The sequence below is a fragment of the Buttiauxella sp. genome (genome assembly GCF_049686335.1).
Classification (GTDB): Bacteria; Pseudomonadota; Gammaproteobacteria; order Enterobacterales; family Enterobacteriaceae; genus Buttiauxella.
The window spans coordinates 13,950-37,803 of record NZ_JBAVHX010000031.1; the positions used below are offsets into that span (position 1 = coordinate 13,950).

Genomic DNA, 23,854 nt, shown 5'->3' on the forward strand with positions numbered 1-23,854 from the left:
TACCGTAAAACCTTTCAACGACGCGAGTCACAGTTGAGTGTGTAAGCTTGAATTATTTCTTATTTAGATGAATTTAAGAAAAAGATAATTGTTTGATATGTGTGTAGGAGGGGCAGTGATAAGTAAAAAGCCCGCTGTCGCGGGCTCAGGTTTCTAAAAAAGCAAAGTGAAAAATTAGAACTGGTAAATCATGCCTACACCAACAACATCATCGGTGGAGATGCCTGCATCAGAGTAGAAGTCGTCATCGCCATCCAGCAGGTTGATTTTGTAATCAACGTAGGTAGAGAAGTTTTTGTTGAAGTAATAGTTAGCACCGACAGACACATATTTAACCAGGTCTTTGTCGTTCCAGTCGCTGTCATTACTTACGTCAGCCATGAGGTTTTTACCTTTAGATTGCAGGTAAGAAATCTCCGGGCGCAGACCGAATTCGAACTGGTATTGTGCGGTCACTTCAAAGTTCTGAGTTTTGTTTGCGATGCCATTATCACCAAATGGCGTCATGTTGCGAGTTTCAGCATACATCGCCGCCAGATAGATATCGTTGGCGTCGTATTTCATACCAAAAGTCCAGACGTCAGCAGTATCACCGCCAGCCATCAATGCGCCTGCGCTGCGGGTCTGTTCATTAGTACGGTCGGATGAGGCATATGCAGCGCCTGCACTAAAGCCCATACCGAAATCATAAACAGTGGATAAGCCCCAACCATCGCCGTTCTGGAAGCGAGCGCTACGTCCGTTTCCGTTATTGGTGCCTTCCTGATCAAACGCGCAAGTATTCTCATTGCAGTTTGAACCTTCATTCGCACCCTGGTACTGCAACGCGAAGCTCAGACCATCAACTTCACCAAAGAAGTTGTTGTTACGGTACGTTGCCACACCGTTTGCACGGCCAGTCATGAAGTTGTCAGTCCAGGTGTAGCTATCGCCACCGAACACGGGCAGCATATCGGTCCATGCTTCAATGTCGTACACCACGCCGTAGTTACGACCATAATCGAATGAACCATAATCGCCGTATTTCAAGCCTGCGAAGGCCAGACGAGTCCATGCCTGGTCTGAACTTCCTTCAACGTTATTTGCCATCATTTTGTATTCCCACTGACCATAACCAGTCAGTTCGGAATTAATCTGTGTTTCGCCTTTAAAACCGATTTGTGAGTAGGTGCCGTCACCGTCGTCGCCAGCATTATCAGAGAAGGTATGACGCGCATCGACCTTGCCGTACAAATCGATTTTATTGCCATCTTTATTATATATTTCAGCTGCGTTTGCAGCGCCCATTGCCAATAAAGCAGGGATCACCAATGCCAGTGCTGTTCTTTTCATTTATATATTCCTTTAAACCATAATTAATATGGATATGAATTGTATTAGACCCTCAATAACGCCATCAATCTTATTACAGCTAGTTCAATATTTTTATCAATTAACATGTAACTGTATTATTTCAAATAAGACAAATTGTTTCATGTGGATATTCATTTAATTGTCTGTATTTATTCATTATTCTTATTTTTTAAGACTTTTCTAATGTGTCGGGTGTATGCTTCTATATAAAGTAATGCACGAGTTTTATGTTTCAGTCTGTGCAATTATTTTCAGTGATTGATTGCAGCTGAATATATTGGTTAGTATCTATTAAATAATAAAGTTGATGGTTTGAGTTGTGACGATTTTTAATTAATGATGGCGACATACAATATTAATCCTCCCCGCGTAGTAAAAAAAACAGCCGAACGGTTGGAAAATAATCAAATGTAGTTCTATTGTTAACGCGATGAAAAACATCATTAAATCTTACAATTTTTAAGAAGAATCCTAATTAAAAACAGGCGCTTTAGACTGTTATAAAATAGCAAAAATGTGATAAAAATCACACAAGGGAGATGGGGCACCCATCACATCAACCAGCTAAGCAATTGAGAGACTTATGTCAGACGTTATGGACGCGAAACCAACCCGCACCCCGGGCGGGAAATTGGCACTGTGGTTGTTTTATGGGTTCTGCCTGTACACGGTTTGGGCTGTACTGCGTTATTTCTGGGTAGTGAGCAATGTCACTGGCGGGGATATGGGTTCGCTCAGTGGAAAACTTCTTGGCGCATTAATGGGTTTAATGGTGCTGGGGTCGGTTGCAGCATTATTGGGCGGCCTCGCCTGGTACACGCGCGCCAGAGAATAAATCGTGCCAAAGTAAGCTATTGTCAGTACGGAACTTGCTAATTTTGTGATCTTGTACTCATATTAAGTACCGGGTCCAGCTGCGAAGTAAGGAGTACGTATGCCGATAGCCCACTGGCAAGAGCGTTTCGAAGAATATTTGCACCACAACTGGTTGCAGGACGATAAAGCCCACGATGTGGCCCATTTCCGACGCGTATGGAAAACCGCGCAACACATAATGGAAACGACGGAAGCCGACCGGCTAGTGGTGCTCACCGCGTGTTATTTCCATGATATCGTCAATTTACCGAAGAATCATCCTGAGCGGCATCTCGCCTCCACACAGGCGGCGCAAGAAACACTGCGTATTCTTGATGCCCATTTCCCCGATTTCCCTCATCCGCTCTACGATGCGGTCGCTCATGCAGTGCGTGCGCACAGCTTCAGCGCGGCAATTGCTCCGCAAACCCTGGAAGCGAAAATTGTGCAAGATGCCGATCGCCTGGAATCCTTAGGCGCGATAGGGCTTGCGCGTGTGTTTTACACCTCAGGAGCGTTAGGCCGTCCATTGTTCGACAGTGAAGATCCGCTGGGGCGTGAACGTGAACTGGATGATGCTACTTACGCACTCGACCATTTCCAGAAAAAGCTTTTAAAACTCCCTGAAACCATGCAGACCGAGGCAGGGCGAAAACTGGCCTGGCACAATGCTGATTTTTTAGTGCATTACATGGCTAAACTGTGTGCCGAATTGAAAGGCGATTACTGCGATATCGATCGCAATGTCGTTGAGCAATTTACCTCCCAAAAACCATCCTCATAAAAATTTCTTTCTAAAACTAAAGGGATGCCCGCAGGCTTTGCGGGCTGTTCTGTTTTTCTCTGGGTCAAATCAGTGATAGAGTTGCACTCTATTTTCCCATATTTGGTTCATGATGAACGACTTCGACGCGATTGCCGAGCAACTCTCACAACAATCCCAACGCCTGCAACAACAGCAACTAGAAGAAGACTTCGCGTTAGTGAGCCGTATTCTGGAAATCTACGACCAGAAAACCGTGGCCCATCATTTGCGCCAGGTTAGCGGCGACTGGACGCGTGAATCGCTGAACCGCTGGTATAACCGTAAGTCATCACCTCGCACACTCACATCCGCCGAAAGCGCAATGCTGCAAAGCATGTTGCCTCCATTACCCGCACACCACGGGAAATACGCGTTTAAATTCGTCGATTTATTTGCCGGAATCGGCGGTATTCGTAGCGGGTTCGAAGCGATTGGTGGGCAATGTGTTTTCACCAGCGAGTGGAATAAATACGCGGTGCGCACCTATAAAGCTAACTGGTACTGTTCACCTGAAAATCATCAGTTCAATCAGGATATCCGTGATGTCACCCTGAGTAACCGCGATGATGTCAGCGATGAGCAAGCCACTGCGCATATTCAGGCCACCATGCCGGATCATGATGTGCTGTTGGCCGGATTCCCCTGCCAGCCGTTTTCCCTTGCGGGAGTGTCGAAGAAGAATGCACTGGGTCGTGCACACGGTTTTGCCTGTGAGACGCAGGGCACGCTGTTCTTCGATGTGGCGCGCATCATTGATGCGAAACGCCCGGCGATCTTTGTGCTGGAAAACGTGAAGAATTTAAAAAGCCACGATAAAGGCAATACCTTCCGTGTGATTATGGAAACCCTGGATAGCCTGGGTTATGACGTCTCGGATGCGGCAATTATGGGCGCAGGTGATCCTAAAATCATCGACGGCAAGAATTTCCTGCCTCAGCATCGCGAACGTATTGTGCTGGTGGGTTTCCGTCGTGACCTCAATCTGCATAAAGATTTCACGCTACGAAAACTGAGCGAATGTTATCCGCAACGTCGCCCAACGTTTGGTGAGTTACTGGAACCGACAGTAGACGCGAAATATATCCTCACGCCAACACTGTGGAAGTACCTCTACAATTACGCGAAAAAGCACCAGGCGAAGGGTAATGGATTTGGTTACGGTCTGGTTGACCCTACTAATCCATCGAGCGTGGCACGGACTTTATCCGCACGTTACTACAAAGACGGCGCTGAAATTCTGGTGGATCGCGGTTGGGATAAATCACTCGGAGAGGCCGATTTTGATGATGCGGGTAATCAGCTGCACCGCCCACGTCGTTTAACTCCGCGTGAATGCGCGCGTTTAATGGGTTTTGAAGCGGTGCAGGGGAGTGCGTTCCGTATCCCGGTATCAGATACTCAGGCTTACCGACAGTTTGGAAATTCAGTAGTGGTGCCCGCATTTGCTGCGGTGGCACGTTTACTGGAGTCAAAAATTGCCCAGGCTGTTGAAATACGAAAGTCTAAGAAACTCACTAACGCGAGTTGGTCGCATACTAAAAGCGCCTGAAGGCTAACGCCGTTAGTTTAAAAACGAGATTTCCGGGGCGACCACCGGGTTTGGCGTCCCTCCGGGAACCAAATCCCGGCATTTCCCCTAATTCATTGGCTTAGGTGAACGGTGTTAGCCTTCAGGCGCTTTTTTTGCGGATTTAAAAACGTCACATTTAAGTAAATGAACAAGCAACAGTTCAACACAATACAACGCGGATTAATTATTTCTCCAAACGGCATTGCCATTTATTATTTCTGCATTGCTCACTTCAACAAAATGTTAAGGAAACAAATATCACCTAATGGGTTACAGATTTAGAGAACAGTTGAATAATTATTATGCCAATTGCAATGCATGCCAGGCCTAGTAATGCCGGAGCGTCAAGTCGTTGTTTATAAATGAAGAAAGACATCACTGAAACAAGGAATATCCCCATTCCTGCCCATATTGCATAAGCAATACCTATATTCATTACTTTAACAACCTGGGAAAGCCCATAAAATGATATGGAATACCCTAAAACAACGATAACGCTGGGGATTAACTTAGTGAATCCATGTGAAGCTTTCATCATTGTGGTAGCAAGGGTTTCTGCCATGATCGCAACAGCAAGAATGATATAAGTTTTTAGCATAAAACCTTCTGTTTAATTAAAATCTGCAAATTATATTCATGAATAATCATGCTGTTTACAACGATTTAACTGAACCATGTTTAATATCTTACAAACTTGACTTTAAACTAATCATAAACTAAAGAAGTAAAATGGTTTGAATTATTGAAAATCGAACCGGATCCTATATAAATGACATTTTAAAAATGACTCTCCTATTATATAGATTTGCACAGGGCTTTATGTCAACCGGTGCTGTGAAGCGTTTTGATGGCTTTGTTCTATGCTTTAGTGCATCGCGCTAATACTATAACTTTGTATTCCGAGGTCAATGTGTCTTCAGTTCGATTCTTAATACCACTATTGCTATGGTGTGCGCTTTATTACTCGCTCGGGTACATCTCACTTTTTCTCGACGATCCTGCAAGCCGGGTCTCTTTCGTCTGGTTTCCGGCGGGTCTTGCCGTTAGTGCTTTCCTGCTGACTTCACGTCGTCACTGGCCCTGGTTATTCCTGGGTTTATTCCTCGCTCGAACCCTTCTTGATGTGACCATGCGGCATTCGCTTGAGACGTCACTGATTCATTCTTTGATCTCTTTAAGTAATGATTTTGCTATTGCCTGGTGTGTACGGCATTTCACGCGACCCAATGACATGCTGTATAGCCTGGTTATCTGGTTTTCTGCCACATTGATTACCAGCGCGATTGCGGCTGCCCTGGGTGTCGGCTGGGTCGCGCTGCGCCATGAGGTCAATTTTAATCAGACGCTGTGGATTTGGTGGTCTGCAAACGTCGTCGGCACCATACTGTTGACGACTATCGTGATGGGATTGTTCTGGCGGCAGCCGTCGTTTGTCCTTAAAAAAGGGCTGAGTGGCGCAGTGCTCTGGCTGCTTTTGTGCATTAGCGCAGTGTATGTTTTCCATCAGCCTGTTGGCGGCCCCCGGGGAGAAGCATTTCTCTTTAGCCTCGCCTGCATTCCAGTCATGATTATGATCGCTATACCGGTTTTGAGTGGCAATCAACTGGGCGCGCTCTCTTTTCTCAGTTTCTGCATCATCGTCATTTATTATTCCTGGCAACGTAATGGCCCGCTTTTTATCCCCGGGTTGCGCGAGGGCGAGCCACTGTTGCTGGCGCAGTGTTATCTTTCGGGGACGGCACTGCTGCTGAATTTTGTCTACCTGCTTAAGCACCATGTCACTCATGTTGTTTCTTCGTATTATCTCGACCCCAGAACCGGACGTTTGACCTGGGATAATTCAGCCACTGTTCTCAGCCAGCAGCTGGCTAAAATTGGTCATATCGACCAGCTTTTCTCGTTTATGTCACCTGACGATCAAAGCAAAATGCGTGAGCGATGGGAGGCGGTACAAAAAGGTGGCGTCATCAAGCAGCCTTTCCCGTTTCTACTCACCCTTTCACCATCAAAAAAGTTACCTCTTCACGAAACAAAACTGATTGCTCTACAGCAGCCAGATGGCGTGGTGCTTATTGGCTATTGGGCAGGGGAGTTTCAACAAAACGTTCCTGACCTGATCATTAAGGAGTCGTAATCGATGTTGCAGGTTGCACTTTTATTGATGGGCGTGGCTTTTGTCAGAAAATCGGCCCCGCTACTCGGGATAATCGGTCTGTTATGGGGCGGACTTGGGCTCTCTATTTTCATTGATGGTATGGAAGGCATGCGTTATTTCCCTTTCCATGTCTTTGGCATCCTTTTATTAATCGAAAGTCTGGTCACACTGATGCTGGCGGGTAATGCTAAAGGCGCGCAAAAACCCGTTTTCTATTTTAAAGGCTGCATATTTTGTTTTGTTGCGCTGCTCATTCTTTCCGGGCGCGAAAGCAGCAATCTGCTTCTGGCCATTCTGTTTGGTTTTGCCTTTTTCATTACCGGACTTTTTGTTATGGCTTCCGCCTGGGTAGTGCGATATGACGGTTGGCGTGGTGTTTTTCTCGGGGGCATGGCGCAGCTGGCATTTGCGATGTTTCTCTTTTTGCCTTATCCCACTAATCACCACGGCACTGTTTCACAGTTTCTTGGCGTGATAATGGTACTGGGCGGTATTCAATGTGTTCGGATTGCTATTCAGGCATTCCGGTTGCGTGAAGGGGGGAGCGTTTTCAATTTGATGGAACCCCGCAGACTTCTGCCGACAGCAGAATTTCCCCCTGAGTCTCAGTCTGAAAGCCCGTTGATTATCCACGTCTGGACACCTGAAGGCTCTTCAGAAAATTCACCGGTCCCGAGGCCCGTCATTAACCGTTATATCGCGGCGGTTGATGTGAATGGCGTTATTTCAACCGGGCACGCGGCGCTGGAAATGTCCCCTGATATTTATATCAGCCTGTATCCCGCGGTCGAAATCGATCGCTCGCCATCAGAGTTTTTCAACACACTTAAGGCGATTCAGGAAAATAACGTACCGGGTGAATTTCAGAAGAGTTACGCCAGTGAGGCTGCTGCCTGGTGCGATTCCGATCGTAAAATTATTTTTCATAACATTAATACGCAGGCATTACGGCGTTACTGGGAAAGCTATCGGGAAGTGAATACGTATAACCTGACCTGGCGTAACTGCTCCAGCAGCGTTGCCTGGGGCCTTGAGGCAGCGCTGGATGGCGTTCTCTCACATCGCGGTGGATGGCTTCATTTCATTCGCTTGTTTTTCATGCCTGAGCTGTGGATTGCTGCCCAACTGCGCAAACGCGCGACGACCATGGCCTGGACACCGGGTCTGATGCTGGATTATGCCCGTGCGCTGCACGCGCTGGTCAATCCGGTGCAGCATTCCTGGTTTCAGCGCTGGAAACAGCAGCTGGACAGGTCCCATTGATGGGGAAGTACATCGAGGAGATAACCGCGAAAGCCCCATGGTTGCCGGAGTATTCCCGGCTTTCCGCTATCGAGTGGCAGGACAGCGACAAGGTTCATGTTCTGAACGTGAGGAATTTCAGCTATAAAAATGCAGTCACCCCCATTCCTGACTGGTACGACTGTCATCTGAAACTGAGTGACGTAATAGCCACTGAACTGGTGCTCTCTTACTGGGCTGGTAATGCTATAGCACATGTATTTCTGAGTTTTGGCTTCAATAACGGACAATGGTTGTCCATTTCCATTGAAACTCGCAGGCGAGAAAATCAACCCTGGTCCGCTTTTGGTGGCTTCTTAAAAAATTACCCGCTGATTTATGTTGTTGCCGATGAAAGAGATATTATTGGTGTCCGGCTCAATATAAGGAAGGAACGGGTTTATCTCTATACATTAAATATCACTCCTCAGCAAAGTCAGGATTTACTGCGTGACTATCTGATGAGAATCGAAAAGGTTAATGAGCATCCTGAATGGTATAACACGCTGCTAAATAACTGTACTTCAAATATATTTCATCACGGAAGAGCGGTTTCCTCTGCGGTGAAATACGACTGGAGGATACTGCTTAGTGGTTATGTCGATCGTTATTGCTACAACAATAATCTGTTGAGTCACCAGCACTCCTTCGAGGAGCTAAAAGCGCGAAGCCGTCTGGTGTGCACTGATGGAACAAATATAAGCCAGACATTTTCTCTGGATATACGCCGTAACCGATAACTCCATAGCTCTATCCCTGTCCTGGAAAGGAATAAATGATGCGAAAAATAATCCAGTTTCTGCCGTTGCTCTTACTGCCTGGTGTTAATGCTGCAAACAGCGCTGATTTTTCTCTTGGTGTTCAGGGCGGCTCATACGGCATGGCTTACAACACCCATCATGCCGATTATTGGGCTCTGCCTTATATTGGTTATAACGGTAAAGAGTGGTACATCGATGGGACCGAGGCGGGTTATAACTTTATCAATACTGACACTCAACTCTTCCGGGCTAAAGTCTATTACTACACCAATCAATACAGTTCATCCGATGGGCGAACTTCGGCGATGCGGAGTCTAAATAGTCGCAACAGCACCATGATGGCTGGTTTTACGTATCAGTATATTTCGCCCATTGGGGCATTCAGTACCACGGTTGGAGCGGACACGCTGGATAACAGTAAAGGCGTGGTAGTGAATGCGGCCTATATTTTGCTCAAGCAATGGGGGGATTTAACCCTGGTGCCAGAAATGGGTGTGGACTGGTCAAATGCGCAGAACACTCGTTACTATTATGGGATTTCACAAGAAGAATCAGACCGAAGCGGGCTTTCAACCTGGAGACCCCATGATAGCTTTGTGCCTTATATACAGCTGGCGATGAATTACGCCTGGTCGAAGCAATGGAATACCTGGGGTGAAATTACCGGGCGTTATTATCCTTCAACCATTAGCGACAGCCCGATGGTCAATAAACATGGCGTCACCGAACTGACTCTTGGTGTCAGTTACACTTTTTGATAACAGTCAGCGGTTTAGAATCTGTTTTTTTCGAGACTGATGCCATATCTGGCGGTCATCATGCCCGTCCGGAATTCCATGGTCTTATTTTGCTCCCAGGCATCGTTGCCGTTTTTTGTATCCATCCCGAGCAACTGTTCACTCAATATCTTGAGTAAAAGATCGCCATTTTTCTGATGCTGGTATTTTGCCCCTTCAATACAGGAAACGGCGGCGAGACGGTCAAACAACTGCAAATCTTCAGACAGAAACGCCGTCTGCGTCATTTTGCTACCGGTTTTATGTTCCCACTGGTGGATAATTTCATTGCGGAATTGTTCTGGTGCAACGGTTTTGCACGCTGCGACAATTTCACTATCCAGGGAGGCAGTTTCAGACACCGGCGTGGATTGTCCGTCCATAACTTCATTCCAGTGAGTCATATAATCATGGGCGATATTATTTTCTGTATCTCCCGCAACGGCACTGCATATAGCGCTCAGCAGTAATGCCGGGATAATTATTGCTTTGTATAACTTCATGTTCTCGTCTTAAAAAATGAAAGGGGAGTAAAATAAGTTAATTTTTATCTGATTTGAGGCGTGTTTTACATTCTGATAAATCAAGGTCACTAACATTAACAATTGAACGGTTTGCTGCGAAATATAACTTTCTGAATATAGAGTGCCATCTAAAATCACGAGTTAAAAGGAAAAGATTATCCCATGCAAGCTTGAATGATGAATAGTTATTGGTGAAATTTTAGTTGATACATGGTGTTAGAGTGAGCGGTAATATCAGTTAATGTCCATTAATATACATAATTAAATCCGTCGATGATTATTTTTTGCAGCCAGATAATGACCGGATTGAAATCATCAGTCTTAATAGTTATCTGCAATATTAATATTATTGATAACTATGTTACCTTGTTGTTGCTATATTGAGAGGGATGGTCTGACCGATCCCAAAAAGGAAAGCTGATGGTTGATGTGCACAGCAAAGCGATTCGCAGCAAGAATATGCGTGCTATTGCGACACGCGATACGGCGATTGAAAAGCGGCTCGCCGCCTTATTAAGCGAGTGCGGATTTACCTTTCACGTGCAGGATGCTTCGCTTGCCGGGCGGCCAGATTTCGTCATTGATGAGCACCGTTGCGTTATCTTTGCCCACGGCTGTTTCTGGCATCACCATCACTGCCATTTGTTCAAAGCTCCCGCCACACGTACGGACTTCTGGCTGAATAAGATAGGCAAAAATGTCGAGCGTGATAAGCGCGATGTGCAGCGTTTATTAAGCGAAGGGTGGCGAGTACTTCTGGTGTGGGAATGTGCGCTGCGGGGCCGTGAGAAACTGGGCGATCTCGCCCTTAGCGAACGTCTTGAAGAGTGGATTTGTAGCGGGGGGCATCATGCACAAATCGATACCCTTGGCATATACGAACTTCAAGATGACGGGTGGCAAACGCCACCCGAAAGCTGATTACTTTTCTATTTCACAGACTGTCACTACCGGCTTTGGGGGCAGAAGATATTTCCCCAGCGTGACCAACACAACGGCAAAGATAATCACCCCAAGTGCCAGCCATTCCACTGGCGATAAGCTTTCCCCGGCAAATCCGGTTCCCAGTAACACCGCTACCACCGGATTGACGTAGGCGTAGCTGGTCGCAACCGCGGGGGCGACATTACGAATCAGGTACATGTATGCGCTGATGGCAATAATCGACCCGAACAGAGAAAGATACGCGACGGCCATGAAACCAGCCGGAGTCGGCATCGTGGTCAGGCGCTCGCCGGTTAACGCTGACGCCGCCAGCAGCACAATCCCTGCCGCCAGCATTTCCACCGCTCCCGCCATTAAACCTGTTGGCAATTCAATTCTTGACCCGTAGACCGAACCGAACGCCCAGCTTAACGAGCCAATCAAAATCAGAATGGCGCCCCACGGATTACCGCTCAGGTTTCCGCCGCTGTTAAGCAACACGATGCCGCCAAGACCGATGGCGATCCCGAGCCATTCCAGCTTGCGGGTCTGAATACCAAATAAACGGCTAAAGCACAGCGTAAAGAGTGGGACGGTTGCCACCATCACCGCAGCAATGCCAGAAGGAACATGTTGATGCTCCGCAACCGTCACAAAACCGTTACCCACCGCCAGCAATAATACGCCAATCAATGCGGCGTTAAGCATCGGGCGCAGGGCGGGCAATTTATGGCCTCGCAGCAATAACACTGCCATAAGCAGCACACCGGCGACCATGAATCGTACTCCGGCCATCATAAACGGAGGCCAGCTTTTCACCCCAATGGCGATGGCAAAGTAAGTGGAACCCCAGATGATATACAACGCAAACAATGCAGCAACCAGCGGCAGCAATTGACCCGAACGAACGCGCATACTTCCTCACGAGCTTTTAGTAATAAGGCTAATAGTTAACGTCAAAACAATCGTTCTGGCGAGGTTTTTACTTGTTGTAGGATTGTTAATTTTCATTGACAGGCGAGTTTGATTTTCGTGAGCCACCTTTTGTTCCATACTGAGTACAACCTAACAAAGAAGGATACTTATTTTGGCTGGAAGTAGCTTATTAACATTGCTGGATGATATCGCCACTTTACTGGACGATATTTCGATGATGGGGAAACTGGCCGCAAAGAAAACGGCCGGTGTGCTGGGCGATGATTTGTCGCTCAATGCACAACAAGTTTCTGGGGTGCGGGCTAACCGCGAAATACCGGTGGTCTGGCAGGTGGCGAAGGGTTCCGCCATCAATAAAGTGATCCTCGTTCCGCTGGCGCTCATCATCAGTGCGTTTGCGCCCTGGGCTATCACACCTTTATTGATGATTGGTGGCGCATTCCTTTGTTATGAAGGTGTGGAGAAGGTTGTTCACACCCTGCATGCGCGTAAACACAAAGAAACGCCGGAACAACGGCAACAGCGTCTGGATGATATCGCCACCCAGGATCCGCTGGTTTATGAGAAAGATAAGGTCAAGGGGGCCATTCGCACCGACTTTATACTCTCCGCCGAAATTGTCGCCATTACGTTAGGGATTGTGGCGGATGCCCCTTTGCTTAACCAGGTACTGGTGCTCTCCGGGATTGCATTAGTGGTAACAGTCGGGGTGTATGGCCTGGTTGGCATCATTGTGAAACTGGATGACCTTGGTTTTTGGCTGGTAGAAAAAAGCTCGGTGTTAGCCCGTGGTCTTGGTAAAGGGTTATTAGTGCTGGCACCGTGGCTGATGAAATTTTTATCGGTTGTGGGTACGTTAGCGATGTTTTTGGTCGGCGGCGGTATTCTGGTGCATGGTATTCCGTGGCTTCATCATACGATTGAGCATCGGGCGCAGCAGATGGGTAGCCTGGTGCATTTGCTGGGGCCAACACTGGCAAACCTGGTTATCGGATTTATTATCGGCGCGATTGTTCTCGCAGTGGTCAATGGTATAAGTCGCCTGCGTAACAACACAGTTCACTAATTTTTTGCAGATAATTTACTTTATACCCAGGCAAAACTGCTGGTCATTGTCTATAACTGTAGAAGTTTTCACCCCTGATACAGGAGGCAGTTATGGTCTTTGTGGTCAGCGATGAAGTCCAACCTAAGAATGGTGGCCCAAGGATGATTGTTACCGGGTTTTCCAGCGGTATGGTGGAGTGTCGTTGGTATGATGGTTATGGTGTAAAACGTGAGGCTTTCCGCGAGGATGATCTGGCCCCACTGACAACAGGGAGCGTGTCACAAGGATAAACCTGAATCGCCCGGTCAATGACCGGGCGTTTTTTTTCCTGAATACCCTCCGCCTGGCTGATGATATACTTCCCGTGAATATATTTACTTTAGGAAATCATCCTGGTTGATAATGATTGGGGTTTCAGGGAGAGTTTGAGTGTTTGGCGATGCAATTCAGCGCGAGATAAGCCGTTTCAGGAATCCAAGGAATGTCGTTAACCTTTGTTTCATCGTGGTATTTATCTTTTCTACGGTACTGACATGGCGTGAAGCGGTGGTGCTTGAAGATGCCTACGTCGCCAACCAGCGCAACAGCCTCGATAGCGTCGCCACCTTGCTGGACAGACAGCTTCAACACAACATCGATAACCTGCTGTTTTATCGCAACACCATGCACTACGCGCTCCAGTCGCCTATCTCAACTGACCGAATCCGTAAATCCCTGGCGGAGTTCGATCTTCTGCGCACCCAGGCTTACTGGCAATTACGCCTCGATTTAAATCGCAGCTTGCCAATGAACGGCGTTTCGGATGAGTTTGTTAACAGTAATCCGCTGCTCGACCGCAATGACGAGACTGTTCATATCGAACTTAGCTCAGCACTTGAGTTGAGCTATATCATGCGCTTATCAGACCGGACGCGAACGTTACCGCAACGCATCTTCTATGCTTCACGAAGCGGCTTTTTCCTCAGCAGCACTCCGCCATCTAATGACCCGAAGATAGTCTCCCTGTATCACCGGCTAATCGCGCAGCCCTATTTTTCCTCCCAGTCGCCGCAAAATAACCCTTCGCGCGCGTTGCGCTGGACCCACACTTTTGACCCGAACAGCACCACCGGGCAGATAATCACGGCGGCGATCCCGCTGGACTACAATGGCCGCTGGTATGGCATTCTGGCCTTCGATTACCCGATTGATACACTGCATGAGTTTTTACAGCAGGCTAAATATGACGATCATGAAGGCACGGTGTTGCTCTATGACAACGAACTCAATCCGATTGCCACCTCGGCTAAAAAACTGCCGAAACATGCGTTATTCACCGCTCCGCAACTGGCTCAAATTGCCAGTGTCGTGACCGCGGCAAAGCCGGGTGAGCAGGGTGAATTGCGCATGGATAGCCGTTTTATCACCTGGGCGAAACTCAATAATTTTGATGGCTTACTGATCAAAGTTCATACCCTGGAAGAGGGTGTGCGTGGCGAGTTTGGCCGCATCAGTATCGTGCTCAGCGTGTTGTGGCTGCTGTCGACGATCATGTTGATTGTCTCCTGGGTAGTGATCCGCCGCCTGGTTAATGACATGTTCAGCCTGCAACAAACCCTGAGCTGGCGGGCCAATTACGACACCTTAACGCGCTTATACAATCGTGGCGCTTTCTTTGAGATAGCAAATAAACTTTCGCAGGAGTGTCAGCAGCAAGCGCAGCCATTCTCGGTGATTCAGATGGATCTCGATCTCTTTAAAAGCATCAACGACCAGTTTGGTCACAGCAGTGGTGATAAAGTCCTGGCACACGCCGCAGCGATGCTCAGTGATGCGTTTCGACAGGGGGATGTCGCCGGGCGTGTGGGCGGAGAGGAGTTCTGTATCGTGCTGCCTGACACGACGCTTGAAGAGGCGGTAAAAGTGGCTGAGCGCATCAGAGTGCGTATCAACACCAAAGAGCTGCTGTTAAAGCAGGGGCACACGACGCGGATCAGTGCCTCGTTCGGTGTCAGTACCTCTCTGGAATTTAATGATTACGACTTTGAAAGGCTGCAATCCTACGCCGACCATCGCTTGTACAAAGCGAAGCAGAACGGGCGTAATCGGGTCTGTAGCCACGACTCAATCACGATGACTTGAGGGTGATGAAATGATCCAGACCCTCTTTCCATCCTTCAGGGCCATAGTTGTTGCTGCGATACACGCGCTGTGGATTATCATTTTGCAGCGTGACCGGCTGGCGGCTATAGCCTTTAACGACCACCGCGTAATCGACGTTATCGAGCAACAGCGCATCTGCCGGACTGTCGCCAAGACCAATGGTAATGTGTGTTTCCCCTTCACGTTGTTGATATTGCTGTTGCAACCAGTGCAGCGCTTTATCTTTACCGGCCTGCATATCCAGCACATGCCAGAATCGCCCGCCTTGTAACATCATCAAACCCAGTGAGGCGAGCTGCCCGGTAAATGCCGTCATCATTTCGTCGGTATCACGCCAGATGACTGTTTCCGACGCTTCGCTGAGTTTTGCAAGGCTTGCCTGATTTCGTGTCAGCCCTGTCAGTTCGCAAAGGGTAGGCTCGTCCACATCGGCAAAACAGGTGAATTTGAAGCCAAACTTCTGCCGCAGTTTATCGAGCAGGGCAAATAACGCTTCATGGCGGATCCCGGTGAACAGGCGAGGGTAGTCGTCACTGTCACTCCATCGCGCATCAAGCTGGATCACCGCGCCGTTTTCAGCGATAAATGGCTGTCCGGTTAATGAAAATTCGTTTTGCCAGTCCATAATTTCAGCGGCACTTTTTGCGCTACACAAAATCAAGGGAATATCGTGCTGGCGCAACACGTTGATCCATGGGCTGGCGGCTTCCCACCGATAGGAGTGATGCTCCAGCAGCGTGCCATCGAGATCTGAAATAATTAATAACGGATCGTGCAAATCTGGCATGGCGCTTCTCCTAAAATTCTAAAAGTAAGATCCCGGTAGATAAGAATTTTCTCAAATGACTTAAGGCGGATAATCACATATAGGTACGCAGACTTTCACTGGAAGCCGCGACAGGCAAGGATTGTCTGAGATTTTTCAGCTCACTATAGTCAAAATCCAAATATGCATATGGCGAATAATTCATTGTTTTGAAATAAATCTAATGTATGGTGAACGCACATCAGATTTCCTGATGTAACGAATTTTTCAAGTGCTTCTTGCTAACGCAAGTTTAGTCCCGGCTTTCCTGCCGGGATTCTTTTATTCCCGTCTTGCCTGTGCGTTGGCTTTCCTTGCTCTATATCTAGCGGTTCACTTCGTTAACACTAAAATCATGTATATCCAGCTCAAAGGCTTCCGCGAGTTCGGAGTAGGTATGCCATGCGCGACCATCGATACTCACCCGATGGGGATCGTCGCTATCGCTCGCACGTGTGACTTCACTTTCGCTTATCTCATTGATGGCAGCCAGTAACGCATCCACATCGATACCTGCTGTGTCATTGAGTTCTTTCGCGCTCTTCATGCCGTAGTCCTCATGGGGTGTACCCGTGATTAAGTATAGACGCTTAAATAAACCCTTCAGGTTAGCCTTCACCCGATGCGAATGAGTCGTTTTTGATCTACACTGGCACAAAGAAACCGGAGGGATTTTGTTATGAATATCAACGATCGCGTCACAGTAAAGACCGATGGTGGCCCGCGTCGGCCAGGCGTGGTGTTAGCTGTCGAGCAATTTAGCGAAGGGACCATGTACCTGGTGTCGCTTGAGGAGTATCCGTTGGGTATCTGGTTCTTTAACGAATTGGGGCACCCGGACGGGATTTTTGTAGAGCATTCGGAATAGTCTTCGTGGGTGGATTAGCGTGCTGCAATCCACCCGACTTTAACCTGGCGTTTTAAACAAAACAAAACGACATTTACGGCCTATCGTAAATTAACAAAAATACCATTCGTCACATTATCTGTCAGGCGTACTACATGATATATCACTTGCTTATTATGCGTTTTTATCTTTCGCTTAATATTCCCTTTATGTGAAGAGACCGTTTTCGCTTTTATATTCATCTGGTCTGATATTTGAATTGTGCCTTGCCCGGACATCCACATTTTAAGCATGCTCGACTCAGTTCGGCTTAATGATAACGTGGGCAAATTGATGTGGCCGATGCAATGCGCATTTTTTGCTAAATATTCAGAAAGAATTTCATCCAATGACTCTGGCTTTATTGATTTAGAGCTGATTAACAGATTACTCCGAACCAAAAGATATTCATCAAAATGAACATTGGCTATCGCCATAAACACCAGGAATAAAGTATTGGGATGCTGATTAATGATCTGCTTTATTTTGTCGCTGCTTTGAGCATCATGGATGAAACAGTCTTCATTAATAAACACCACATTGGGTGTCTGGGACTCGCAGGCTTGCGCCAGCTCCTCGATAGTCTCCACGTTGGTCATCTGTCGTTTTCGGATGCCACGGCTGGTCAAATATCCTGTTAATCCTAGCCGGGTATAACTGCATAAATCCATAATGATCGTTGACATAATCCCCCACCCGTAATTAAGTATTTTTTTATCCGTCATACTTCGAGCTACAGGGTTGTTGGCCGCACTCACAAACCCAGTCACTGACTAAAGTAAGCTCCCGGGATTTGCTCTCTTGCCGTCTACCTGAAACTCGAATTATTTAGGAAATAGGCGCCATAACTATCCAGTAAAGTTATGTATAATTTGCTAAGAAAGTTCTCAAAGTAAAGTGAATATTACATTTTGTGAGTTAGCTAAAAGCTTATAAGCCGCGCCGGGTATATCCTGGTGAATGTTATTTAAGAAAGCTTTTAGGAATATCCTCACCAAGACTCTACAAACAGTGCGGGATTAATTTGCGGGGATTTCACTCACAATATCAGCGAGCAAATTAAAGACTTCCCCAAATAAATGTTCGGCAAACGGAGCCATCAACGGAATTAACGCGATCATGACTAATATGCCCATCGCCAGGGTGAGGGGGAAACCAATGGCAAACACGGAAAGTTGCGGGGACATACGGTTAAGCAGACCGAGGGCGATGTTCAGCGTCAGCAGCAACGTGATCAACGGGAGTGCGAGCATCAAACCGTTAAGGAAGATTAATCCGCCAGCCCGCGTCAGCGCCATAAACGCATGACTGTTGACAGGATTTCCGCCGATGGGCAGGGTGTGAAATGTGTCGACCAGCATCGAAATCAGCCACAAATGGCCGTTAAACACCAGAAACAGCAGCATCGCCAGCATGTCTATAAAACGCGCCAGCACCGGCATGTTCAGGCGGCTGCCGGGGTCGAAGAAGGTGGCGAACGACAAGCCCATCTGTAGGCCGATGATTTCTCCGGCAGTACGAATGGCGGCAAAGGCAAACTGCATGGTAAAGCCCAGCGCAATGCCAATCAGGATTTGCTGTGCCGCGAGCCAGAAGCCAGCAGCCGAGAAAATCGTCACATTCGCGGCAGGGAGGGTGGGGGCAATTATCCAGGTAATCATCAGCCCAAGGCCAATTTTTACCTTCTTTGAAATAGAGCGTTCGCTCAGAATAGGGGCGGTCGCGATCAGGGCCATAATGCGCAGAAATGGCCAGAATCCCATACTCAGTAATGTGAGCCACTGCCCGCTATCAACGTGAATCATCCAATGTTCATCGGGATGTTTGTGAGTATCGTACGCATATAGTCCAGCAACAGATTAAGCATCCATGGGCCGGCTACGATAATCGTGACAAACACCGCCAGAATTTTTGGGATAAACGAAAGGGTCATTTCGTTAATCTGTGTGGCGGCTTGCAACATACTGATGATAAGACCGGTGACCAGTGCCACCATCAACAACGGCGCGGCGAGCGTCAAAGCCACTTTCATCGCTTCGGTGCCCATCATCATGACCGACTCAGGAGTCATCTTTTTCCCCTCTAACTGTAGAAACTTTGGGCCAGTGACCCGACAAGCAATTGCCAGCCATCCACCAACACAAACAGCATTAATTTAAAGGGCAGGGCAATGGTGGCCGGTGGCACCATCATCATCCCCAGCGCCATCAACACGCTGGCAATCACCAGGTCGATAATCAAAAACGGGATGAACACCGTAAAGCCAATCTGGAAAGCGGTTTTCAGCTCGCTGGTGACATAAGCCGGCAGCAGGATGCGCATAGGCACCACTTCCGGGCCTTCGAGCGGTGGCGTATTCGCGAGGCGGGCAAACAATGCCAGATCCGCTTCACGGGTTTGTCGCAGCATGAACTCGCGCAAAGGCTGAGAACCCTTTTCCAGCGCTTCATCCATCTGGATTTTGTTCTCGCTAAACGGCTGATACGCATCGGTATAAATTTTGTCGAACACCGGCGCCATAATGAAAAAGGTTAAAAACAGCGCCAGGCCCAGCAACACCTGGTTTGGCGGTGCGGACGGGGTGCCCAACGCACTGCGTAGCAGACCAAAAACGATAATGATGCGGGTGAAGCTGGTCATCATCAGCAGGATTGCCGGTAAGAACGTCAGCGAGGTAATAAACACCAGCGTCTGCACCGGAAGCGACCAGCTTTGGCCGCCATTGGACATCGGCTGGCTGATAAGACCCGGTAATTGAGCGTAAGCGGCTGGCATGACGAACAGCAGCCCAAATAACGAGAAGGAGAGCCAACGTTTCATCAATCTTTCCCGTTACGTTTAAGCAGGTTTTTCATCAGGCTGTTTTTCATCAACTCACGGAAATCAGCAGGGGCAACAGGGGACACTGTTTCACGCACCGGTGCGGGCGGCAAAGTATGCAAATGGGTAATTTGCCCGGCGGTGACACCGAGCACCAGACGCGCGTCGGGTACATCAACAATCACCACGCGTTCGCGAGCACCCACGCTGCAACTGGCGCTGACTTTCATCTCTTTGCTGGAGCCGGTTTTGGGTGTGAAACCAAAACGTTTTGCTACCCAGGCGGCAAGCAAGATAAAAATGATAATCGCCGTTAACGCGCCGCTCACTTGTACTAAAGGGGAACCGGTGCTGGCGGCGGGTTGTTGCTGTAGAGCCGGCTGTACTGTTGCCTGGGTTTTCATCGAATTAACGGCTCAGACGACGCATACGTTCAGATGGCGTAATGATGTCAGTAATACGCACGCCGTATTTATCGGCCACCACCACCACTTCACCCTGTGCAATCAAATAGCCGTTGATCAGAATATCCAGCGGTTCGCCGGCGAGGCCATCCAGCGCCACTACCGAACCTTGCGATAAACGCAGCAGTTCTTTGATGGTCATGCGCGTACGGCCCAGTTCCACAGTCAGCTTGACCGGAATGTCCATAATCAGGTCGATGTCCTGCATCGCCCCGGCAATGTCATTGCCCTCAAGCGCACGGAAGACGCTGTCAGCGGTACTTTTCGTGGAGACTTTTTGTTCGTTTAGCGCATCAGCCCACAGATCGTCCACAGAGCCTGCATTGTCGTCGGACGGTTGATTAATATCACTCATTTGGGCTGTTCCTCGTTCAGCGAATTCAGTATCGGGTTGATCAAATGTTCGACGCGCAAAGCGTACTGACCGTTAAGCGTGCCGTACTGACTGGTCAGCACCGGCACACCGTCAACGTGTGCCAGAATTCTTTCCGGCTTATCAATTGGCAGAACGTCACCAGGTTTCAATTTTAAGATTTGCGACAAACGCAGCGGTATGTCACCGAAGTTGGCGATCAGCTCAAGCTCAGAATGCTGAACCTGACGCACCAACGTATCGCGCCAGCTTTGGTCTTCCTGACGGGAGTTTTCCAGCGGCGGATTCACCAGCAGCTCGCGCAACGGTTCAATCATGCTAAACGGCAGGCAGATATTAAATTCACCGGTCAGGTTGCCGATTTCGACATGGAACGGAGTATTCACCACGATGTCGTTTGGCGAGGTCGTGATATTGGTGAATTTCACCTGCATTTCGGAACGCACATACTCCACGTCGAGCGGATAAATGGCTTTCCACGCGTCGCTGTAAGATTCCAGTGCCAGCTTCAGCATGCGGTTAATCACACGCTGTTCGGTATGGGTAAATTCCCGGCCTTCCACTTTGGTAGGGAAACGCCCGTCACCACCAAACAGGTTATCAACCGCGATAAACACCAGGCTTGGGGAAAACACGAACAAGCCAGTACCGCGTAGCGGTTTGAGGTGCATCAGGTTGAGGTTGGTGGGTACCGGCAGGTTGCGGGCAAATTCGTGATAAGGCTGAATGCGGATCGCCCCGACGGTAATGTCCGGGCTACGACGTAACAGGTTGAACAGCCCCATACGGAACTGACGGGCAAAACGCTCGTTAATGATCTCCAGCGCCTGCAGGCGTTCACGCACCACACGACGCTGGGTATTAGGATCATACGGACGAATGTCCGTTTCCGTCGATGCACCGGCTGCGGGTTCATCGCTACTGTCACTGTCGCCATTTAACAGTGCATCAATTTCGGCCTGAGAAAGAATGCTATCGCCCATGGGATTACCGCAAAATGAAGGCGGTATACAGCACGTCGCTGACTGCCTGTTGTGGTTGCCCGGCGACAAGTGGTGGAGCCAGAGTATTTTTTATGGCTTCAACCAGCTTTTGTTTGCCTTCATCGGTTGCCAGCGCCGCGCTGTCCTGACGGGAGAAAAGCAGCAATAAACGGCTGCGTACTTCCGGCAAGAATTCGCTCAGACGTTGGCGCGTGCCTTCATCTTTCAGGCGCAATGTGATACCGATGTACAAAACGCGGTCAGCATCACCGAGATTAACGGTGAAGGTATCCAGTGCGAAAAACACGGGGGCTGGCGGTGGCTCAGGCGCCTTTGTCTGAGCGGCAGCGGGTTGCTGCTTCATACGCCAGTAGCTGTAACCTGCGGTAGCACACGCTGCAAGAGTGATCAGGACCAGTAAAATCATCCAGATGGAGCGCTTGCGGCCTTTTGGCAAAGCGGTGTCAGTCATAAAACGTATCTTTCCTTTATCGGTACTGCATTCATACCCATCGCCCTTTTAGTTGCAGGGGTGGTTGCTCTCATTCACCCGAATCACTTATTCAAGTAAGCTCATCGGGATTCATTCGATTGCCGCCTACCTGCATCTTGAAGTCGCTTGGGTATAGGTTGATTATCCGGTGTCGACGGGCGTTCAAAGGCCCGAAAACAGGGGTTTTTTGTTGTTACCTTTATCGTTTAGCTTAAGGAAAGGTGCTCAGGCAAAAATATCCACCGCGTTATTTCCCGACGCTAAACGTTGAATACTGGCGGGAACGGCCAACGATTCAGACTCGCCCAATAACGGGAAGCTGCCTGATGAACGCTGCGTCTGTTGCTGCTGTTGGCCAGATTGTTGTTGCTGCTGAGCAAAACTTTCGCTGCTGATGCTGCTTTGCCCCAGCTCAATTCCGCTCTCTGCCAGCGCAATACGCAGGTTAGGTAAAGTGGCTTCCAGTGCGGCGCGCACGTGGCTGTGGGCTGAAACCATCTGCAATTGCGCCTGGTTATCATCGAGTTTCATGCTGATTTGAATCTGGCCGAGATCTTCAGGATGCAGACGTAATTCTGCACTTTGCTGGCCCTGTCGCGTGAACATGGTGATGTGCTGACTTACCGACTGCTGCCACTCCTGGCTTCCCAGTTGGGCGCTAATCTGCGGTGCGACAGGCACCGCAATTTGCGATGAGGCCGGTGTAGCGACGGTCGCCGCACTGAAGACTGGCGTTGTCATCGTCGACGCGGTCGTCGTGTTGTTTGCCGCGCTATCACGGCTGCCATTCTCAGCACTGTTTAAGGCGGCGAAGCTTTTAGTATCCGGCAAAATGGGTTCATTGCTGGTGGTCTGCGCATTCTTTGCCGCAACAGGCTTATCCAGCCCGGCGGTTTTATCCAGCACGCTGGTGGTGTCAGTCGTATCCGTCGCCAGGGTGTTTTTGATACCGCTACCCGCGAGCAAAGCGTTAAGCGACGGGGTTCCATTACTCTCAGCTTCTGGCTGCAGATTCAGGGTGCTGGCAGTTGGGGCTTGCTGCGGCAACATGGCAAACAGCGCGCTCAATGCCTGCATATCCGCATTGCTAAGCGTATGGGTTTGTGAATTCTGCGCGTCAATCTGAGAGGTCTTCTCGTCGCTGCTGGTTTTCTTCACGGTGGTGAGCAGGGCAGAAAGCGCTTCGGGCGTGTCGGGATTATCCAGCAGCGAAGCGAGAGTCGCTTTTTCATCCTCCGCACGGGTGCTTTTAGCAGCGGTTTTATCCAGTGCTGCCTCAAGCGACACTGTTTTGCCGTCAGCCAGTGTCACCTGGCCGGGTAATGCTTTACCCAGCAGACTCAGAAAATCTTCACTGAAACCCTTATCCGCAGCGGTAGTGCTACCTGAAGTCGAGCTGCTTACCACATCTGTAGACGTAATCATCAGGGGCTGTGTCATCATTCTGCTTTCCTCAGTGTTGCCCGCTGGGCATATTCATCCATCATTTTTTGATCGAGTTTGTTTTCAGCTAATAACACCTGCGCCGCTTTGCGGTCTTGTAACGTCTGCCAGGCTTGTAATCTTTTTTGCTTCTCTTGCCAGAAATTAAGTGCCTGGCTGACCTTACTGTTCCACTGCATTAACTGTTGACGATGCTGATCAATGGCTTTCTCAAGGGTTTGAATAAACTGCTGATAATTCTGCCAACGGTTACTGGCAATCCCCTGACTCATGCTGTCATTAAGACTGGTGCTGTATTCAAACTGATAGTTAATCAGCATGTTGAGTTGTTCTTCGGCCTGCTGGCAGCCACGGCGCATTTCCCCTAAGCGGACTGCAGCATCGTCGACCTCTTTTTCTGCGAGGTCGCGCAGGGTATCCAGTGCGGTGCTTTGGTTCATGTTGACCTCTCTTAAAC

The 23,854-nt window shown here is 48.7% G+C and carries 28 protein-coding genes; 12 read left to right on the forward strand and 16 right to left on the reverse strand.

Annotation, left to right across the window (positions count from 1 at the left end):
- Positions 1-174 precede the first annotated feature (174 nt).
- Entirely contained in the window at positions 175-1,332 is a 1,158-nt protein-coding gene (ompC, locus tag WBL83_RS18320; protein WP_424590468.1) for a porin OmpC, read from the reverse strand.
- Between the two features lie 616 nt (positions 1,333-1,948).
- Between ompC and drpB the strand changes: the two genes are divergently transcribed.
- The 3 genes from drpB to WBL83_RS18335 all read left to right on the forward strand — a co-directional run bounded on the left by drpB (position 1,949) and on the right by WBL83_RS18335 (position 4,562).
- Positions 1,949-2,188, forward strand: coding sequence for a cell division protein DrpB (drpB, locus tag WBL83_RS18325; protein ID WP_424590503.1), 240 nt, complete (start codon positions 1,949-1,951; stop codon positions 2,186-2,188).
- Positions 2,189-2,287: 99 nt separating this feature from the next.
- Complete coding sequence (locus tag WBL83_RS18330) at positions 2,288-2,992, forward strand: phosphohydrolase (protein ID WP_424590469.1); 705 nt, start codon at positions 2,288-2,290, stop codon at positions 2,990-2,992.
- 112 nt (positions 2,993-3,104) lie between these two features.
- Positions 3,105-4,562: a DNA cytosine methyltransferase gene (locus tag WBL83_RS18335; protein ID WP_424590504.1), complete on the forward strand. Its 1,458-nt coding sequence runs from the start codon at positions 3,105-3,107 to the stop codon at positions 4,560-4,562.
- 283 nt (positions 4,563-4,845) lie between these two features.
- Here the strand turns inward: WBL83_RS18335 and WBL83_RS18340 are convergent, their stop codons facing one another.
- Complete coding sequence (locus WBL83_RS18340) at positions 4,846-5,181, reverse strand: DMT family transporter (RefSeq protein ID WP_424590470.1); 336 nt, start codon at positions 5,179-5,181, stop codon at positions 4,846-4,848.
- 312 nt (positions 5,182-5,493) lie between these two features.
- On the opposite strand from WBL83_RS18340, the gene WBL83_RS18345 reads away from it, so the two are divergent.
- From WBL83_RS18345 to WBL83_RS18360, 4 genes are read left to right on the forward strand one after another with little or no spacing between them, the layout of a single operon-like run.
- Entirely contained in the window at positions 5,494-6,717 is a 1,224-nt protein-coding gene (locus WBL83_RS18345; RefSeq protein ID WP_424590471.1) for an MASE1 domain-containing protein, read from the forward strand.
- 3 nt (positions 6,718-6,720) lie between these two features.
- Positions 6,721-8,001, forward strand: a complete 1,281-nt coding sequence (locus WBL83_RS18350) for an HdeD family acid-resistance protein (RefSeq protein WP_424590472.1) — start codon at positions 6,721-6,723, stop codon at positions 7,999-8,001.
- Positions 8,001-8,759, forward strand: a complete 759-nt coding sequence (locus WBL83_RS18355) for a DUF4105 domain-containing protein (protein ID WP_424590473.1) — start codon at positions 8,001-8,003, stop codon at positions 8,757-8,759. Before WBL83_RS18350 ends, WBL83_RS18355 begins: the two co-directional genes overlap by 1 nt.
- A 35-nt stretch (positions 8,760-8,794) precedes the next feature.
- Positions 8,795-9,538, forward strand: a complete 744-nt coding sequence (locus WBL83_RS18360; RefSeq protein WP_424590474.1) for a MipA/OmpV family protein — start codon at positions 8,795-8,797, stop codon at positions 9,536-9,538.
- A 14-nt stretch (positions 9,539-9,552) separates the two neighbouring features.
- Here the strand turns inward: WBL83_RS18360 and WBL83_RS18365 are convergent, their stop codons facing one another.
- A complete protein-coding gene (locus tag WBL83_RS18365) occupies positions 9,553-10,059 on the reverse strand; it encodes a hypothetical protein (protein ID WP_424590475.1) in 507 nt (168 codons plus the stop codon).
- 441 nt (positions 10,060-10,500) lie between these two features.
- Here WBL83_RS18365 and WBL83_RS18370 point away from each other — a divergent pair, with 441 nt between their 5' ends.
- Positions 10,501-11,001, forward strand: coding sequence for a very short patch repair endonuclease (locus tag WBL83_RS18370; protein WP_424590476.1), 501 nt, complete (start codon positions 10,501-10,503; stop codon positions 10,999-11,001).
- On the opposite strand, the gene yedA is transcribed toward WBL83_RS18370, so the two are convergent.
- Positions 11,002-11,919 carry a drug/metabolite exporter YedA gene (gene yedA, locus WBL83_RS18375; protein WP_424590477.1) on the reverse strand — a complete coding sequence of 306 codons (918 nt, stop codon included), beginning with the start codon at positions 11,917-11,919 and terminating at the stop codon, positions 11,002-11,004.
- Between the two features lie 172 nt (positions 11,920-12,091).
- Between yedA and WBL83_RS18380 the strand changes: the two genes are divergently transcribed.
- The 3 genes from WBL83_RS18380 to dgcQ all read left to right on the forward strand — a co-directional run bounded on the left by WBL83_RS18380 (position 12,092) and on the right by dgcQ (position 15,109).
- On the forward strand, positions 12,092-13,006 hold the full coding sequence (locus WBL83_RS18380) for a DUF808 domain-containing protein (protein WP_424590478.1): 915 nt from the start codon (positions 12,092-12,094) through the stop codon (positions 13,004-13,006).
- A 92-nt stretch (positions 13,007-13,098) separates the two neighbouring features.
- On the forward strand, positions 13,099-13,278 hold the full coding sequence (locus WBL83_RS18385; protein WP_183269763.1) for a YodC family protein: 180 nt from the start codon (positions 13,099-13,101) through the stop codon (positions 13,276-13,278).
- A 139-nt stretch (positions 13,279-13,417) separates the two neighbouring features.
- The gene (gene dgcQ, locus WBL83_RS18390) at positions 13,418-15,109 is read left to right on the forward strand and encodes a cellulose biosynthesis regulator diguanylate cyclase DgcQ (RefSeq protein ID WP_424590479.1); all 1,692 of its coding nucleotides are present in this window, start codon (positions 13,418-13,420) and stop codon (positions 15,107-15,109) included.
- On the opposite strand, the gene WBL83_RS18395 is transcribed toward dgcQ, so the two are convergent.
- Both WBL83_RS18395 and yodD read right to left on the reverse strand, forming a co-directional pair.
- Positions 15,096-15,917: a mannosyl-3-phosphoglycerate phosphatase-related protein gene (locus WBL83_RS18395; protein ID WP_424590480.1), complete on the reverse strand. Its 822-nt coding sequence runs from the start codon at positions 15,915-15,917 to the stop codon at positions 15,096-15,098. The two genes, dgcQ and WBL83_RS18395, sit on opposite strands and share 14 nt — an antisense overlap.
- Positions 15,918-16,260: 343 nt before the next feature.
- A complete protein-coding gene (gene yodD, locus WBL83_RS18400) occupies positions 16,261-16,482 on the reverse strand; it encodes a YodD family peroxide/acid resistance protein (RefSeq protein ID WP_424590481.1) in 222 nt (73 codons plus the stop codon).
- Positions 16,483-16,614: 132 nt separating this feature from the next.
- Between yodD and dsrB the strand changes: the two genes are divergently transcribed.
- Positions 16,615-16,803: a protein DsrB gene (dsrB, locus tag WBL83_RS18405; RefSeq protein WP_183269759.1), complete on the forward strand. Its 189-nt coding sequence runs from the start codon at positions 16,615-16,617 to the stop codon at positions 16,801-16,803.
- 80 nt (positions 16,804-16,883) lie between these two features.
- On the opposite strand, the gene rcsA is transcribed toward dsrB, so the two are convergent.
- The 10 genes from rcsA to fliJ all read right to left on the reverse strand — a co-directional run bounded on the left by rcsA (position 16,884) and on the right by fliJ (position 23,837).
- Positions 16,884-17,507, reverse strand: a complete 624-nt coding sequence (gene rcsA / locus WBL83_RS18410; RefSeq protein ID WP_424590482.1) for a transcriptional regulator RcsA — start codon at positions 17,505-17,507, stop codon at positions 16,884-16,886.
- A gap of 333 nt (positions 17,508-17,840) precedes the next feature.
- Positions 17,841-18,626, reverse strand: a complete 786-nt coding sequence (fliR, locus tag WBL83_RS18415) for a flagellar biosynthetic protein FliR (protein WP_424590483.1) — start codon at positions 18,624-18,626, stop codon at positions 17,841-17,843.
- On the reverse strand, positions 18,623-18,892 hold the full coding sequence (gene fliQ, locus WBL83_RS18420; protein WP_424590484.1) for a flagellar biosynthesis protein FliQ: 270 nt from the start codon (positions 18,890-18,892) through the stop codon (positions 18,623-18,625). The genes fliR and fliQ overlap by 4 nt, the downstream gene beginning before the upstream one ends.
- A gap of 11 nt (positions 18,893-18,903) precedes the next feature.
- Positions 18,904-19,641, reverse strand: coding sequence for a flagellar type III secretion system pore protein FliP (gene fliP, locus WBL83_RS18425; RefSeq protein WP_424590485.1), 738 nt, complete (start codon positions 19,639-19,641; stop codon positions 18,904-18,906).
- Positions 19,641-20,045 (reverse strand): flagellar biosynthetic protein FliO, encoded by a 405-nt coding sequence (gene fliO / locus WBL83_RS18430; RefSeq protein WP_424590486.1) that lies wholly within the window; start codon positions 20,043-20,045, stop codon positions 19,641-19,643. The genes fliP and fliO overlap by 1 nt, the downstream gene beginning before the upstream one ends.
- Positions 20,046-20,049: 4 nt before the next feature.
- Positions 20,050-20,460, reverse strand: a complete 411-nt coding sequence (gene fliN / locus WBL83_RS18435; protein WP_064545513.1) for a flagellar motor switch protein FliN — start codon at positions 20,458-20,460, stop codon at positions 20,050-20,052.
- Positions 20,457-21,461, reverse strand: coding sequence for a flagellar motor switch protein FliM (gene fliM, locus WBL83_RS18440; protein ID WP_424590487.1), 1,005 nt, complete (start codon positions 21,459-21,461; stop codon positions 20,457-20,459). Before fliM ends, fliN begins: the two co-directional genes overlap by 4 nt.
- Before the next feature lie 4 nt (positions 21,462-21,465).
- Positions 21,466-21,933: a flagellar basal body-associated protein FliL gene (fliL, locus tag WBL83_RS18445; protein ID WP_424590488.1), complete on the reverse strand. Its 468-nt coding sequence runs from the start codon at positions 21,931-21,933 to the stop codon at positions 21,466-21,468.
- Positions 21,934-22,179: 246 nt separating this feature from the next.
- Positions 22,180-23,397 carry a flagellar hook-length control protein FliK gene (locus tag WBL83_RS18450; RefSeq protein ID WP_424590489.1) on the reverse strand — a complete coding sequence of 406 codons (1,218 nt, stop codon included), beginning with the start codon at positions 23,395-23,397 and terminating at the stop codon, positions 22,180-22,182.
- Positions 23,394-23,837, reverse strand: a complete 444-nt coding sequence (gene fliJ / locus WBL83_RS18455; RefSeq protein WP_424590490.1) for a flagellar export protein FliJ — start codon at positions 23,835-23,837, stop codon at positions 23,394-23,396. Before fliJ ends, WBL83_RS18450 begins: the two co-directional genes overlap by 4 nt.
- Positions 23,838-23,854 lie beyond the last annotated feature (17 nt).

Coding starts and splice junctions, on each gene's coding strand:
- ompC (WP_424590468.1), bottom strand. CDS start 1,332: ATGAAAAGAACAGCACTGGCATTGGTGATCCCTGCTTTATTGGCAATG.
- drpB (WP_424590503.1), top strand. CDS start 1,949: ATGGACGCGAAACCAACCCGCACCCCGGGCGGGAAATTGGCACTGTGG.
- WBL83_RS18330 (WP_424590469.1), top strand. CDS start 2,288: ATGCCGATAGCCCACTGGCAAGAGCGTTTCGAAGAATATTTGCACCAC.
- WBL83_RS18335 (WP_424590504.1), top strand. CDS start 3,105: ATGAACGACTTCGACGCGATTGCCGAGCAACTCTCACAACAATCCCAA.
- WBL83_RS18340 (WP_424590470.1), bottom strand. CDS start 5,181: ATGCTAAAAACTTATATCATTCTTGCTGTTGCGATCATGGCAGAAACC.
- WBL83_RS18350 (WP_424590472.1), top strand. CDS start 6,721: ATGTTGCAGGTTGCACTTTTATTGATGGGCGTGGCTTTTGTCAGAAAA.
- WBL83_RS18355 (WP_424590473.1), top strand. CDS start 8,001: ATGGGGAAGTACATCGAGGAGATAACCGCGAAAGCCCCATGGTTGCCG.
- WBL83_RS18360 (WP_424590474.1), top strand. CDS start 8,795: ATGATGCGAAAAATAATCCAGTTTCTGCCGTTGCTCTTACTGCCTGGT.
- WBL83_RS18365 (WP_424590475.1), bottom strand. CDS start 10,059: ATGAAGTTATACAAAGCAATAATTATCCCGGCATTACTGCTGAGCGCT.
- WBL83_RS18370 (WP_424590476.1), top strand. CDS start 10,501: ATGGTTGATGTGCACAGCAAAGCGATTCGCAGCAAGAATATGCGTGCT.
- yedA (WP_424590477.1), bottom strand. CDS start 11,919: ATGCGCGTTCGTTCGGGTCAATTGCTGCCGCTGGTTGCTGCATTGTTT.
- WBL83_RS18385 (WP_183269763.1), top strand. CDS start 13,099: ATGGTCTTTGTGGTCAGCGATGAAGTCCAACCTAAGAATGGTGGCCCA.
- WBL83_RS18395 (WP_424590480.1), bottom strand. CDS start 15,917: ATGCCAGATTTGCACGATCCGTTATTAATTATTTCAGATCTCGATGGC.
- yodD (WP_424590481.1), bottom strand. CDS start 16,482: ATGAAGAGCGCGAAAGAACTCAATGACACAGCAGGTATCGATGTGGAT.
- dsrB (WP_183269759.1), top strand. CDS start 16,615: ATGAATATCAACGATCGCGTCACAGTAAAGACCGATGGTGGCCCGCGT.
- rcsA (WP_424590482.1), bottom strand. CDS start 17,507: ATGTCAACGATCATTATGGATTTATGCAGTTATACCCGGCTAGGATTA.
- fliR (WP_424590483.1), bottom strand. CDS start 18,626: ATGATTCACGTTGATAGCGGGCAGTGGCTCACATTACTGAGTATGGGA.
- fliQ (WP_424590484.1), bottom strand. CDS start 18,892: ATGACTCCTGAGTCGGTCATGATGATGGGCACCGAAGCGATGAAAGTG.
- fliP (WP_424590485.1), bottom strand. CDS start 19,641: ATGAAACGTTGGCTCTCCTTCTCGTTATTTGGGCTGCTGTTCGTCATG.
- fliO (WP_424590486.1), bottom strand. CDS start 20,045: ATGAAAACCCAGGCAACAGTACAGCCGGCTCTACAGCAACAACCCGCC.
- fliN (WP_064545513.1), bottom strand. CDS start 20,460: ATGAGTGATATTAATCAACCGTCCGACGACAATGCAGGCTCTGTGGAC.
- fliM (WP_424590487.1), bottom strand. CDS start 21,461: ATGGGCGATAGCATTCTTTCTCAGGCCGAAATTGATGCACTGTTAAAT.
- fliL (WP_424590488.1), bottom strand. CDS start 21,933: ATGACTGACACCGCTTTGCCAAAAGGCCGCAAGCGCTCCATCTGGATG.
- WBL83_RS18450 (WP_424590489.1), bottom strand. CDS start 23,397: ATGATGACACAGCCCCTGATGATTACGTCTACAGATGTGGTAAGCAGC.
- fliJ (WP_424590490.1), bottom strand. CDS start 23,837: ATGAACCAAAGCACCGCACTGGATACCCTGCGCGACCTCGCAGAAAAA.